Origin of the sequence: Nostoc sp. 'Peltigera membranacea cyanobiont' 232, assembly GCF_002245985.1 — a bacterium.
Taxonomy (GTDB): domain Bacteria; phylum Cyanobacteriota; class Cyanobacteriia; order Cyanobacteriales; family Nostocaceae; genus Nostoc.
Genome location: NZ_NOLK01000086.1, coordinates 1 through 14,727 on the forward strand (window position 1 = coordinate 1; position 14,727 = coordinate 14,727).

A 14,727-nucleotide genomic window follows, 5' to 3' on the forward strand; every position below is an offset into this window, starting at 1 on the left:
GCCCCCTGCCCCCTGCCTCAAAATTAAGAGGCTGGCTTTTTCAGCTAGGATTCGCTAAACTCACCCATATTAAATTTGCAATTAAATACTTTCAATTAGCAACGCCAGAAGACTAGGGTACAAATGTGGGAAACAAAATTCAATTCATAGATAGGCTGCGATTGGGTTTCGCGGTGTCAGTGGCAAAAAGTGTGACGTTTATAGTGCGATCGCTCCGTCTGGGTGCTGCTAGTGTATTACCAGGCTCGATTGCTCGTCGCATTGAACCTCGAATTTTAGAATTATTGAGTCAGCAAGTTAAAAACGGAGTGATTTTAATTGCTGGTACTAACGGCAAAACCACTACAGCGCTGCTTTTATGTACAATCCTAGAACGCAAGGGCTATCGCGTAACTCATAATTCTACAGGTGCAAATCTAGAAAATGGCTTAATGACAGCGCTGTTAGAAAGCACCAACTTACTAGGTACGCTAAATACTGATTACGCAATTTTAGAAGTTGATGAAAATATTGTCCCAAGAGTATTAAAGCCACTCCAGCCGCGAATCATTCTCTGTTTAAACTTGTTCCGCGACCAACTCGATCGGTACGGTGAAGTAGATACAATTAGTAAACGTTGGACAAAAGTTATTTCTACCCTACCAGCAGAAACGGTGGTAATTCCCAATGCTGACGATCCAACTTTATCTAATCTTGGTCAGCAGTTACCGCAACGGGTGTTATTCTTTGGCTTAAATGAACCAGAACATTATTTAGAAGCTATTCCTCACGCCGTCGATTCTATCTATTGTCCCAAATGCGGACATTCTCTAGATTACAAGGGTGTCTATTTGTCTCATTTAGGAGATTTTACTTGTCCCAAGTGTGGTTTTACTAAAAGTAAACCGACTTTAGAAAGTAGTGAATGGTCGCAAATTCTGGTTGGTTTGTACAACAAATATAATACTTTGGCGGCTGCAACTGCGGCTATTGAGTTAGGAGTTGATGAACCAACAATCAGAGATACTATTAACAATTTTCAAGCTGCCTTTGGTCGGGCGGAAGATTTAGTAATTAACGGTAAACGAGTGCGGATATTGTTATCAAAAAATCCTGTGGGAACGAATGAAACCATTCGCGTAGTGACTCAAAGCACAGATAAAACCACACTCTTGGTATTGAACGATCGCACACCCGATGGCACTGATGTATCCTGGATTTGGGACGTGGACACCGAGAAATTAGTCGAACGCGGCGGGACTTTAGTAGTGAGTGGCGATCGCGTCTATGATATGGCACTACGTCTACGTTACAGCCAAAAGTCCCCTGAGAGTAGCATAAATTTAATTGTGGAAGAAGATTTGCGACAAGCGATCGCAACTGCATTAGAGCATACACCAGAGAATGAAACTCTGCATATTCTACCTACCTACTCAGCCATGCTAGAAGTTCGAGAAGTTCTAACTGGTAGGAAAATTCTTTAAATTTGTCATTGGTCATTTGTCATTGGTCATTGGTCATTGGTCATTGGTCATTGGTCATTTGTCATTGGTCATTGGTCATTGGTCATTGAATAACGGTGTTTTCCCAGTCCTCAATCCCCAGTCCCCAATCCCCAGTCCCCAAAAATATGAGTTCCCAAAAGTTGGAATTAACAATAGGTTGGCTTTATCCAACGCTGATGAGTACTTATGGCGATCGCGGTAATGTAATTACTATAGAACGTCGTGCCCAGTGGCGGGGATACGACGTTAAAATCTTACCCCTAGATCAAAATAGTACAGCCGCAGATATTAAAACTGTAGATGTCATAGTTGGTGGTGGCGCACAAGATCGTCAGCAAGAAATTGTCATGCGTGATTTGCAAGGCGCAAAAGCTGATGCAATGCGCGAAAAAATCGAAAATGGTACACCAGGTGTCTTTACCTGTGGTTCGCCCCAACTACTGGGACATTATTACGAACCAGGCTTGGGACAACGGATTGATGGTTTAGGAATACTCGATTTAGTTTCCGTCCATCCTGGTGAAAATACTAAGCGCTGTATTGGAAACTTGGTAATTGAAGTCACAGCTTCTCGTCTGGCGCAAGATTTAAAAGAGATGACGGGCAACACACCATATTTGGTAGGCTTTGAAAATCACGGCGGACGCACCAAGTTGGGGAAAGTGGAAGCTTTAGGGCGCGTGGTGTACGGTTTGGGAAATAATGGTGAAGATGGGACAGAAGGAGCATTTTATCAAAATGCGATCGCTACTTATTCTCACGGCCCTTTGTTACCGAAAAATCCCTTTGTCGCCGATTGGTTAATTCAAACAGCGCTACGGCTCAAGTATGGGGAAGCGATCGCATTGCAGCCTTTAGATGATAATCTTGCTGTACAAGCACGAGAAGCTATGTTTAAGCGGTTGAAAGTCAGTTTACCAAATGTTGCTGCGGCGAAAGCTTAACCTTGAAGGAAGCAGGGGGTAGGACACCAAATCAGAGATTTGGAGTGGGTTTTAAACCCAAGACTCCTCTGGTCGCGCTAGGAGACAAAGGGCAGTTTTCCTCCTGCCTTTCTTGGTAAAACACCAAAATATAGAAAAAAAATTAAGAATATGATTAAATATCATAGCAATCATTTTGGTGTGGCATCTCTAGCTCACAATAAAAAGAAAGCGATTCAGGGATTGAGCGAGCAGGAAGTGCTATTGAACTTTAGCCAAAAAAAAACCCCCAGAGGATGTTAGTCTACCAGGGGAGTTAGTTATCAGGGTGCATCTACCAATTAACTGTTCTCAGGTTGAACACCGCATTCCGGATAAATTTGGATAAAGGCTAGTTATTTTTTAAAATAAAAAACCCCCAGAGGATGTTAGTCTACCAGGGGAGTTAGTTATCAGGGTGCATCTACCAATTAACTGTTCTCAGGTTGAACACCACATTCCGGATAAATTTGGATAAAGGCTAATTATTTTTTAAAATAAAAAACCCCCAGACGATGTTAGTCTACTAGGGGAGTGAGTTATCAGGGTGCATCTACCAGTAATCTTTTCTAGGGGCAGCCAGTATCTTCCGGGAAAAACGATTAAAATCAGGGTTGATGGCGATGTCTACGAAGGGTTACGCCTACACAACTAGAAAAAACCCCTAGAGAATGTTAGTCTACCAGGGGAGTGAGTTATCAGGGTGCATCTACCAATCATCTTTTCTAAACTAAATGGGTAGCTACCGGATAAATTAACAGAGGTTGAAGTTATTGCTGTTTTCTCACCAAAAAAAACCTCGGATGTTAGCCAAGCAGAGGGGTTAGTTATCAGGCATTGGTGTAAACTTAAGCTCAAGTCCTTAAGAATCTCGTTTCCAAGTTCTATCTCTAAACGATCCTCATTGGGCTACTAGTGCCGATTCTGAAGGTGGTAGCCCCCATGAGGATTAAAAGCTAGAGACTTTTAAAGAGCAATCTACCGGATAAATTAGCGTTGACCAGAGAAAATTCCCAACAGGTGTTAGCCAACTAGGGGATCTAGTTATCAGGGTGTATCTACCAATTAAACAATCCAGTGCGCTACCTGAAAAATTTGATGCCTCAGAAATAATTGCTGCTTACTTCCTTCAAAAAAAACCCCCAGTGGGTGTTAGCCAACCAGGGGAGCTAGTTATCAGGGTGCATCTACCAATTAAATGTTCTAGGTTTAACTACCATGCTCAGGATAAATTTACTAGAAAAGTCTGCCAAAAAAACTCTAGTAGATATTAACTGAATTAGAGGAGTTAAAAATCAAGGTACATCCATCTATTAATCAAGTATTCTAGGATTAAGGACTATTTTCTGGTAGAGAATATCTGCATCAAAAGTTGCTGTTGTTGGTCAAAAAAAAACCCCCAGTGGGTGTTAGCCAACTAGGGGAGTTGAAGATCAAGGTGCATCTACCAATTAAGTGTTCTAGATCCAAGTAATCCGATCCGGATAAAGTTGTAAAGGCAGAAAAAGCAAAACAACACCGAATCAGAAACATTCAGGTGTGGGATGCATCTAAGTTATCAGAGGGAGCAAATCGACTTGAAACTTTCGCGTTTCAAACCAGATTTAGGAGGCGGACAGGAGAAATTGTGACCCAGGAATTTCACATTTCCGTAACCCCAGTAGGGCAAAATGACTACTTGGTGCGGACGGAACAAGTCGCACCTGGGGTACCATTGGCAGAAGAATTGGTGACTTGGCCTGTAGCTGATTGGTTAATAGCTGCTGGGCATTTGATGAATGACCCATTGAAGTCAGTGTTGCAGGGAGATCCATTTACCTCTAGTGGAAACGAAAGCAATATCGCCAGAAACTCTGTTAATTTGGTGGCCTTAGGTCAACAATTTTATAACGCCCTATTTCAAAGCACTCTCAGAGATAGTTGGATTACTGCTCAAGGTATTGCCCAAAACCACCAGCAAGTACTACGCTTGCGCTTAGGGCTAAAAGACACTAGATTAGCTCGTCTGCCTTGGGAAGTGATGCACGCAGGCGATCGCCCTCTGGCTACTGGGCCTTATGTGGCTTTTTCTCGCTTCCAAAGTGGCGTTTTGGGGGCTTCTCCTTTGCGATCGCGAAATATGCCCACACCACGAGAACAAGGTGGTGTGAAAGTATTGATGGTAATTGCTTCTCCCTCAGATCAAGTGCGTCTTGACTTACAGAAACAGGAAGCGATTAAACTGCAAGCAGAACTTCATCGTCAAACATCACGACTGACTGAAGGTAACAATCGGTTCCCAGAAATTGAACTCACTGTATTAGACCAACCAGGACGAGAAGAACTGACGCAAGCCCTAGAACAAGGCAGATACCACGTTCTCCACTACTCTGGTCATAGTAACTTAGGCGGCAATGGCGGAGAAATTTATCTTGTTAGTCGCAGAACTGGCTTAACGGAAGTCTTGAGTGGAGACGATCTGGCAGGTTTGCTCGTCAACAATAACATCCAAATGGCAGTGTTTAATTCCTGCTTGGGGGCGTACACAGCTGCATCCGATCCCTCTGGCGATACTGGCGAACGGAACCTAGCAGAAAGTCTGGTAAAGCGCGGGATCAGAAGCGTTTTGGCAATGTCAGAACGGATTCCTGATGAAGTCGCACTGACACTTACACAATTGTTTTATCGCAACTTGAGTCAGGGATATCCAGTAGATTTGTGCGTTAGTCGGGTGCGCCAAGGATTAATTTCTGCTTATGGTTCTCACCAGATGTACTGGGCATTACCGATTTTATATCTCCAGCCAGAATTTGACGGTTTTCTGAGCGAGGAAACTGAGTTATCCGAAAGTGCAGAATCACGGAATCAGTATAGTTCGCCTTTAGGAATCACTTCCACGATGTACTCCGCTATGGCAGATGATAGCGATATGCCTTTAGGAATGGAAGAAATGATTCCTACTGGTTTGACGCGGGACTCTTCTGGGTTGGACTGGCTGGGCGAGGATACTTGGGGCGATCTCGTTGATGAAATTGAGTATGATGACTCAAGTTATGAAGAAGATTCAGCGATAGTTTCGGATTTGTTTCGTCAGCTAGATAACCAAAAAGCTCCAACTGAACTGGATCGACAAATTCCAGAAAATAATTTTCAGCAAAGACAGGTTTCAGAAGAAATGACTTCTCTGCATGGGGAAGGAGATTTGTGGGGAGAAGTCCCAGCACCGCCACCTCCAAATACTGGAAACTTGGAAGGAAATTTAGAAAAATCTGATTTTTTGCGTAGGCATAGCCCGCCGCAGGCATCGCAACCACCCCCACCAAGACCTCATAGCCAACGCCGCAAGCTGTGGCCAATTGTAGGTATTGTGGGAATCAGTGCGTTAGCAGCTGCGATCGGTTTAAATTGGTGGTGGCAAAATCGCTCCCAGCAGGTAAATTTGCCTAACATCCCAGCAATTTCCACTGAATCTTTACCTATTCAAAAACAGCAAAATCCCGACTTACAGACAGCACCCAATGGAATTGTTACCGCCACCGCTACAGAAAAATTGAGCCAGGGTGATTTACAAGGTGGGTTATTAGCTGTAGAAGAACTACTAAATCGTGGCGCACTGGCTGCGGCAGAGACTGCTCTGAAACTGGTTCCAAGTAAGCAAATTGACGATCCATCTGTCAACTTTTATAAGGGACGATTAGCTTGGCAGTCTATCCAAACTGGAGACAATAATAACTATAGCGTCGATGATGCCCGCCGTTACTGGGAAACTGCCGCAAAAGCTAAACCAGAATCGCTTTTGTATAATAACGCTTTAGGATTTGCCTACTACGCAGAAGGCAATCTGAATCGAGCCAATGACTCTTGGTTCAAGGCTTTGAATTTGGCACTCAAACAGCATAGTCCAGATTCCAAGACAGCAGTTCCTCAAGATGCTTTAACTTCTTATGCTGGTTTAGCGCTTGGATTGTATAAATCTGCACTTAATCAATCTAGTGGTAAGCAGACACAATATCTGAATGAAGCAATTAAATTGCGACAAACGGTTCTCAAGTCCGAACCAGTCAATTTCCAAGTAGATAAATTAGCTAAAAATTGGCTGTGGACAGAAAAGGCGATTGCAGATTGGCGATCGCTTCTTCAAGAAAAAGGAGAACAACAGTAATATTCCTAGTTTATGATTAGAGCGATCGCTCCTGCCGATAACAAAATAAGCGATCGCTGGACTAAAATTTTTGAGTGCCATATCTGGCGACAAGCCCGGAGATTCCGAAACTCCGGCTTTGTGCTTTGCGTCTACGCCCGATCTGAAGTCTAGTGGTGGAATAATAATTAGATTAACAAGCATGACCGCAGTACTATATTCTGTGTATGAAGATACTTATGGTTTAACATTGGGTATCATTTTTAGAGTACTTAAACTTTGTTTTCATGCCCTGTATTCAAGTCGGTGTTAGAATTCCACCTCATCTTCACAAAAAGCTAGCTTTTGACGCTGCTAAGGCTGAGGCATCTAAATATAAGGTAATTATTAACGCTTTTGCTCATTACCTAGAGTGTACTGAGGATATGCCAAATCCTAACTGGAATCCTCCCATCGGAGTTATCAGAGGCAGAACAAGCCATTATCTCTGGCATCAAACGAGCCAAACTATTTATATTTCTACGCCACAACGGTAATCGCCTGTTTGAGGAAGAGTTTGATGCAGAACTGGTGACAGTTGTCAATACTTTTCTACTTTACCTAGATTTGTAGGTAAACAAACCAGGCTGCGATCGGTTTATTATTCTCAGCTGAATTTAGTTCTAATCATGATCAAAAACACTATTCTAGAGCCACTAGTTACAGATGTTCGGTGTGAAGAAATTTGTCAGATTTTGGGAGAGACTTACAACCAAGAACGCTGGAACGATTGGCGCTGGCAAATGCGGCATCGGTTGACTAAGCTGGAACATTTTCAGAAGTTATTAAGGCTTAGTCCTACCGAAGAACAGGGACTTTTAATCGCGCCAGAGAAGTTTGCTGTAGCCGTAACCCCATACTTTGCATCACTCCTCGATCCAGAAGATCCGCTTTGTCCGCTACGGTTACAAGTCATCCCCCGGCAAGAAGAATTAATAGTTAGTACAGCAGACATGATAGATCCATGTGGTGAGGATAACGACACTCCAGTACCAGGACTCGTACACCGCTACCCCGATCGCGTATTACTGCTTGCTTTAGACACATGCGCTGCTTATTGTCGTTACTGCACCCGTTCTCGTTTGGTGAGCCAAGGTGAGATGTACCCAGTAACGCGGCGGTTGGATGCGATCGTCGCTTACCTGGAAGAACACACCGAGATCCGTGATGTGCTAATTTCTGGTGGCGATCCTCTGCTAATGTCTGATGAACCTTTAGATAATTTGCTTGGGCGGTTACGTGCTATTGAGCATATTGAATTTATTCGGATTGGTTCGCGCGTACCGAGTTTTTTGCCGCAGCGAATTACACCGCAACTTGTTGCCTTACTTCGTAAACATCGCGTGTGGCTGTCTTTGCACTTTTGTCATCTGCGGGAACTTACCCCAGAAGTAACACAAGCTTGCGATCGCCTAGCGGATGGTGGTATTCCTCTAGGTAGTCAAACTGTGCTGTTAAAAGGTGTGAATGACTCTGAAAAAGCGCTGAAGAATCTGTTTCACGGTCTTCTAAAGTTGCGCGTGCGCCCCTATTACCTTTACCAATGCGACCCAGTTGTTGGCACTTCACATCTGCGAACGAGTGTTCAAACTGGGATCGATCTAATTTCTAAATTGCGTGGTCATACTACTGGCTATGCTGTACCAACTTATGTAATTGATGCCCCTGGCGGCGGTGGCAAAGTCCCGATTCAAGCCGAGACTCTACTTGGTTATGAGAAGGGCACAGTTACAGTGCGAAACTGGGCAGGTAATACATACACTTATGTAGATCCAGTGGAGTAGGGCTGACGCTATATATAAGTCGATCGCTATCATCTAAAAGAGCCAGTTGGGATGGTTATGTTGGATGATGGCAAAACAAAAAACTAAGTAATCATAGGAGAGTAGTTGGAATGTTGATTGTTAGTAATACAAACCTAAAAGGTCGAGGTATCTTCGCACAAAAGCGCTTTTTAAAAGGAGAGATCGTTGAGAGATCGCCAGTTGTGGTTATACCCGCAGAACAGGTTGAATTTCTAGATAAAACAATTTTGGGTAACTATTACTACGATTGGGAAGATAAAGCTGCGGCGATCGCTCTGGGTTTAGCGTCACTTTTTAACCATTCTTACGAACCTAATACTTACTATGTGAAAAAATTCGCCGAAGGGGAGGTGGAATTAATTGCTTACCGAGATATAGAAGCAGGAGAAGAAATTACTGCCAACTATAACGGTTCTCCTAACGATAAATCTTCTATCTGGTTCGATGTTGTCAATTAGACATCTTCATTTACTTCATTGAGGAATTAGTAAGAGTACTCCAAGAAAGAAAATGCCCAATTGTCGTTGCGAGCGAAGCGAAGCAATCGCAGCCCTTGGGATTGCTTCGCTTCGCTCGCAACGACGGGTTTTGGATCATTTATTTTTTGGAACACTCTAAAGACATCTGATTTGTATATTAAAGCTAACAGCGAAAGCTTTCTCAACAGGAATTATCGGGCTATGGGGTTATTAATTGGTCTGTGTTATGACCTGAAGACAGACTACCTTAAGGCTGGTTTCAGTGCTTCTGAGGTGATGGAGTTCGATGATGAAGAAACTATCATTTGGCTGGAAGATGCATTATTTCAGTTAGGTCATCAGGTTGAACGGATTGGTAATGGTAGAGAACTCGCTCTCTGCTTGGTAAAAGGCGATCGCTGGGATCTGGTTTTCAATATTGCTGAAGGTTTGAAAGGTCGCTCTCGTGAAGCTCAAGTTCCGGCAGTTTGTGAATTATTCGCTCAACCCTATACATTTTCCGATCCGCTCACCTGTGCTTTAACGTTAGACAAGGCACTTGCTAAAAGAGTGGTGCGCGATCGCGGTTTGCCGACAGCCCCCTTTGAAGTGGTGAATACTACAGCAGAAGCAACAGCCGCATCGCTGCCAATGCCAGTTTTCCTCAAGCCTGTGGCGGAGGGCAGTTCTAAAGGGGTAACTGGGCGTTCTCTTGTCAAAGAACGTGAAGAGCTAGTCAGTACTTATCAAGTGTTACGCGAACTATTTCAGCAGTCCGTACTCGTAGAAACTTTTCTTCCCGGCCGAGAAGTAACAGTGGGCATTATTGGCAACGGCAGCAACTCACATGTAGTAGGTGTGATGGAAGTAATTTTGACAGGACAAACGGAAGCTTTCGCCTATACCACCCTCAACAAGGATGAGTATCTGGAACGGGTATCTTATGATTTGCTCATAGATCCCGAACCACTGGCAGCACAGGCAAGGCAGCTAGCCCTAGATGTTTACCATACTCTTGGTTGCCGTGACGCAGCCCGCGTGGATCTGCGTTGCGATGCTAGCGGCGTGTTGCAGTTTATGGAGGTTAACCCACTACCAGGGCTACATTATATCCGCTCAGACCTGGTAATTATGGGACGTTTGGGTGGTGTGACATACACAGAAATCATTGCTGAAATAGTTGAGTCTGCATGGCAAAGGTACAAATGTTGATTTAGTCATAAGTGGCGGTTTTTTGCCGTTGCTGATTGCGGTATGAAATTTATTGTGAATGACGATGAAAATCCTTGTGGAGACATAAAACTTTACATCCCTACATTTAGCTCAAAGCCACGGCGAGAATTGCTTTGCTCGCTCGGACATTGGCTCCAAACGCACGTCTATAGTTATTTCCTCATTAGGTTGAATATCTATCAAAGCAAATACTTGGCGTTTTTCAAGGTCAACCACAGCATTGGGATTTCGAGAATGATTGACTGCCGCGAACTTAGTTGAACCCTCAGCCGTTAAACAAATTTCCTCAGTAATTCCAATAAATTTACCCTCCCTCAGAAATTCATCGGTTTGGTCGGCATATCTAACTTCTTGGTAAAAATTGGGAAAGCTAAAGTCTATTATTTCCTCTGCTTCTAATATCAACTCCTTAGCAAAAAGCCCGTAACCATCAATTCCACTCTGACGAACTTCACATTTCGGTGCATTGTTAATAAACTTTTCTATGTCTTCAGGAGTCAGCATAATTCAAAGTTTCTATGTCTTCAATTATTTAGTTTTTCTAATTTTAAGTTATTTTAAATAGACTAATTTGCCTTGTTGAATCGCGATATTAATCTGGATGTAAAGACGTAAAACTTTACGTCTCTGAGCAGGACTTTGATGCTATGTCGGAAGTCAAAAAATAAAAACGCCAAGTTAAAAGCACTGCGCCCATAAGTAGCCCTAATGCTAAACCCAACCATAAACCTATAGCACCCCAACCAAGAGTGAATGTCATCAGATAGCCACCACCTAGACCTACACCCCAGTAAGCGAACATGGCGATCAACACTGGTATTTTGGTATCCTTCAACCCAATTAATGCACCAGCAGCAATAGTCTGAATACTATAAAATATTTGGACTAATGCCCCCACAGCGAGGAAAGAAGTTGCCGTTTTAACTATCTCGACATTATCCAAATTACTGGTGTCCAAATACATTGCTACAATATAGTTGGGAAACAGCAAAAAAATTAATCCCACAATGGTAACAATGGGAGTAGCAAGGGCAATACAGACAAATCCAGCTATGCTTGCACCTTTGAGATCGTTTTGTCCCCTCAGCTGTCCTACTCTCATTGTGATGGCATAAGAAATACCTATAGACACCGTTTCGACGAAACTTTCTGTCTCAACGGTAATTTCATGGGCTGCTAACGTCTCTGTCCCAAACCACCCCATCATTAAAGCAGTGGCGGTGAAGACTCCAATTTCTGCTCCATACTGCAACCCCAAGAACCATCCAGTTTGGAAGATATCTACAAACATATCTTTATCGAACTGATGCAAAGCGCGATGAAGTTGGTAGTCCTTAAAGTAGTCGTCCAAGCAAACCCAACTGACGGCAGCAATAAAATTCAGCCAAAAAATGAGTGTGCTTCCCCAACCAATACCTGCTAAACCAAGGGCTGGGAAACCAAATTTACCGAACATTAGCACGTAATTAGCAACTGCATTCAAGAATAGTCCAGATACCGTAATTACTGCTAGGAATTGGGGACGATTGAGAGCAGAGCTAACTTCTTTTAAGATACAAAAACCGAGTGCAGCAGGAAAACTCCAAACAATAGACCGCAAATAGGTTTGAGCCAATAACACATTGCTTTCTTCTTGACCAGTCAGCAGCAGGATATAGTCAAAGTGCCAAATGATAAACATCACAGGTAAGCACATCGTCACAGCTAACCAAATTCCTTGACCGGTAGCACGGCTAACTTGGTCTATTTTGCCTCCACCAAAAGCATTTGCAACACTCACACCTACGGCTGAAAGAATAGAACGACAAACGGAAGCTAGGGTAGAAAAGGTAACAGCACCTAAAGCACCCGCAGCTAAGGCTTGGCTGTTAAGTAAGCCCATCATCACCCCATCCAATAAAGGAATGCCCGCTTCTAATATTTGAGTAATTACCAGAGGAACTGCCAATTGCAGGCAGGCTTGGACTTCTAATATCAGTTCTGACTTAAATTCTTTTGAAGCTAACTCCATTGGGCACAAAAATTAAGGATGGTGCGAAAAAAGTAATATTTAATATTATTTAAGATATATTAATACTTAAATCGCACTCAACTCAAGCTGTTGGCAGTGAAATAGGCGATCGCTCCACTTAAGTATGCGTAAGTTTGACAGATTAAATGGTATCTACATAATTAGTCATTTTTACTACGCAAAGGCAGTCACTCTCCGAGTTAGAGAGTGACTAAATTGAACAAAAATTCAAGGCAGGGAGAGGTTCATCGAACTCATGTAAAAAAAATTGTATATGTGTTTTCCCTGCTCCCTACTTGCTTATCTGATTAAGTAAAATCACTGCGCCGGTAATTTTGGGTGTGTAGTAGAGTACTTTGCTACGACTCCAGAAATTTCCGGGTTGTAAAGTCTCAAATAATTCCAGTAGTTGCCAAATACCTGACGCACATAATTTTTGGTTTCATCAAAGGGAATTTGTTCAACAAACTCATCTGGGTCTTGTGTAGTTAGAGTTTGCAGCCATTTGGAGACATTACCGGGGCCAGCATTGTAACTGGCGATCGCTAACAGCGAGTTATTGTTATATTGCTGATGGGTATGATCCAAATACCAAGTACCCAGCATAATATTATCGTTGGGATTTTCCAGGTTTATTGTTTTGATATCCACCTTAATTTGTGGGGCGATCCATTTAGCTGTACTGGGCAACAACTGCATTAAGCCAGTAGCATCAGCGACGGATTTGATTTTTGGCTCAAACCGTGACTCTTGACGCATTAGAGCGGTCACTAGCAAAGGATTGAGTTTACGCTCAATAGACCATTTTTCAGTCTCTCGGAGATAGGGAAATGGGTAACGGGCCTGCCAGTAGGCGATCTGTTTGCTCAGAGTTTGATATTGGGCAAGTTCTGCTGGTATTTCCCGATCTTCTAATTTAGAAATTTTGTCAATTCCGATGAGATTTTCACCCTTCGCCTGTCGCATCAACCCTTCAGTAAATTGCTCTGCTACCGTTGGCTGAATTTTATTCTGAAATTCCGTTTCCCATTGTAACCAGGCATCGCGGTCTTGACCCAACAAATATAATTCTTTGAAAGTCTCAGAACCAGCCGGTGGTAATGAACGCTGGGGTGCGATTACTTCCGGGTTCATGACGCGCACGTTGTCGAAGTTGCCGACATTTAGCCCCTGCATATTGGCTGCTCGCCATGCATAGTAAGAGTAGGGAAACTGACTAATTACATAGTTATAAGCAGTTTGAGATTCCTGCTGTTTGCCTAGTGAAGCTGCCCATTTACCGACCCAAAAGCCGGCTCTCGGAGCTAAAATGCTGTTGGGATTGTTGGTGACAATTGGCTCTGCCCATTGCCAAGCACCAACGTAATCTTTGGCTTTGGCTTTATCTTGGGCGATTTTCCAACGGTACTCTGCGGCTTCATCAGAATTGCCGTACTTGGCTATGAGTAATTGCCACGCCGCGCTAGCTGACTTTTGATCCTTGAGGGTTTCGAGAGTTTTGGCTTTTTGTACCAGTGCAGTCCCAGCTTGTTTAGGAAATTTACTAATTACCCGATCGAGATAAGGTAAGCCATCTTTACCTGTCTTTGTGGTTTCTGCTAACCGCAGTAGTGCAGTCCCAGTTTCCTCGGTATTGGGAAATTGCTGCACCAATTGTTTATAGGTAGCGATCGCTGTTTCTTTATCTTTGCCTCCTACTTGTAACCCTCGTGCAGTCCGGTAGAGGTTGCGCGATGTTTTGGGTGCTTTGGCATAAGCATTTGCCGCTTTCAGAAATTGACTATTTTCCCAATAGCTGGTGCCAATTAGTTCCCAGTCTTCGGGTTTGAGGGTAGGCTGTTTTACTAGCTGATCCAAAACGCCCACTATACCTGGTTGATCGTAAGCATAAGTAGCCAAAATCAATTGTAATTTTGGCTGATTGGGATTTTCTTGCAAGCGTTTGCGAATTATTTCCCAAGTTAGAGGATTGGAAGGAAATTGAGCGATCGCTATTTCTTGTTGCTTCGGTTGGGCAATTAGATATAGTGCTTTTACCGAAGCGGCTTCTTTAGGATACTGTTTCAGCACACTTTGCCTGAGATCCGAGGCTTTGCCGTCTGCGCCCAGGATATCCTGTGCCTGGGCCTGTTTCAGCAAAATGTAGGGCGCGAGGATAGGATAGTCTTTCTCCAATCCTTGGAGTAAAACCAGCGCTTTTTGCCCTTGGGTTCTTTCAATGTAATCACTCGCCAAAAGATAACGAGCGCGATTTCGGTCTGGCGAAGGCGACTGTCCGGCGATCGCTGCTAGTTTTGCCGCCCGTTCTGGCAAAGATTGTGATATCAGTGGAAAGACGGCTGATTGGGCAATGCTAGCATCAGATGTTTGCTGTGTCTGATTCTTACCCACTTTGAGCCATTGCCCAACGGTTTTACCAATCTGAGGTGCTGATACCATCGCCCCAGCTAAAAAGGCAAACAGTGCCGCACCTGCAATGATCGAAATTTGCTTTTTCTGTAGTTTCTTCAGCATGAATACTCGCTGAAAATTTCCGATGAATTTCCTGAAACTTTAACACTCCTAGCCATCAGTATTACCAATTTTTAATTTTAGATTTTTAATTTTATGTAGAA

General features: G+C 43.3%; 10 protein-coding genes. 7 read left to right on the forward strand and 3 right to left on the reverse strand.

The window, feature by feature from the left end; all coding sequences use genetic code 11:
- The first annotated feature begins 125 nt into the window (after positions 1–125).
- The 7 genes from CDG79_RS24570 (at position 126) to CDG79_RS24600 (ending at position 10,080) form a co-directional block, all read left to right on the forward strand.
- Positions 126–1,463, forward strand: a complete 1,338-nt coding sequence (locus tag CDG79_RS24570) for a Mur ligase family protein (RefSeq protein ID WP_094344464.1) — start codon at positions 126–128, stop codon at positions 1,461–1,463.
- Between the two features lie 146 nt (positions 1,464–1,609).
- Positions 1,610–2,428, forward strand: coding sequence for a type 1 glutamine amidotransferase (locus tag CDG79_RS24575; protein ID WP_094344465.1), 819 nt, complete (start codon positions 1,610–1,612; stop codon positions 2,426–2,428).
- A gap of 1,645 nt (positions 2,429–4,073) precedes the next feature.
- Positions 4,074–6,587 (forward strand): cell division protein HetF, encoded by a 2,514-nt coding sequence (gene hetF / locus CDG79_RS24580; protein WP_094344488.1) that lies wholly within the window; start codon positions 4,074–4,076, stop codon positions 6,585–6,587.
- A gap of 266 nt (positions 6,588–6,853) precedes the next feature.
- A complete protein-coding gene (locus CDG79_RS24585) occupies positions 6,854–7,102 on the forward strand; it encodes a toxin-antitoxin system HicB family antitoxin (RefSeq protein WP_094344466.1) in 249 nt (82 codons plus the stop codon).
- A 132-nt stretch (positions 7,103–7,234) separates the two neighbouring features.
- Positions 7,235–8,389 (forward strand): KamA family radical SAM protein, encoded by a 1,155-nt coding sequence (locus CDG79_RS24590; RefSeq protein ID WP_094344467.1) that lies wholly within the window; start codon positions 7,235–7,237, stop codon positions 8,387–8,389.
- 110 nt (positions 8,390–8,499) lie between these two features.
- Positions 8,500–8,868, forward strand: a complete 369-nt coding sequence (locus CDG79_RS24595) for an SET domain-containing protein (RefSeq protein ID WP_094344468.1) — start codon at positions 8,500–8,502, stop codon at positions 8,866–8,868.
- Positions 8,869–9,090: 222 nt separating this feature from the next.
- Positions 9,091–10,080, forward strand: coding sequence for a D-alanine--D-alanine ligase family protein (locus CDG79_RS24600; protein WP_094344469.1), 990 nt, complete (start codon positions 9,091–9,093; stop codon positions 10,078–10,080).
- A 111-nt stretch (positions 10,081–10,191) separates the two neighbouring features.
- Here the strand turns inward: CDG79_RS24600 and CDG79_RS24605 are convergent, their stop codons facing one another.
- From CDG79_RS24605 to CDG79_RS24615, 3 genes are all read right to left on the reverse strand, one after another.
- Positions 10,192–10,605, reverse strand: a complete 414-nt coding sequence (locus CDG79_RS24605; protein ID WP_094344470.1) for an SET domain-containing protein-lysine N-methyltransferase — start codon at positions 10,603–10,605, stop codon at positions 10,192–10,194.
- Positions 10,606–10,720: 115 nt separating this feature from the next.
- Complete coding sequence (locus CDG79_RS24610) at positions 10,721–12,112, reverse strand: MATE family efflux transporter (protein WP_094344471.1); 1,392 nt, start codon at positions 12,110–12,112, stop codon at positions 10,721–10,723.
- A gap of 318 nt (positions 12,113–12,430) precedes the next feature.
- Positions 12,431–14,626, reverse strand: a complete 2,196-nt coding sequence (locus CDG79_RS24615) for a lytic transglycosylase domain-containing protein (protein ID WP_094344472.1) — start codon at positions 14,624–14,626, stop codon at positions 12,431–12,433.
- Positions 14,627–14,727: the final 101 nt, after the last annotated feature.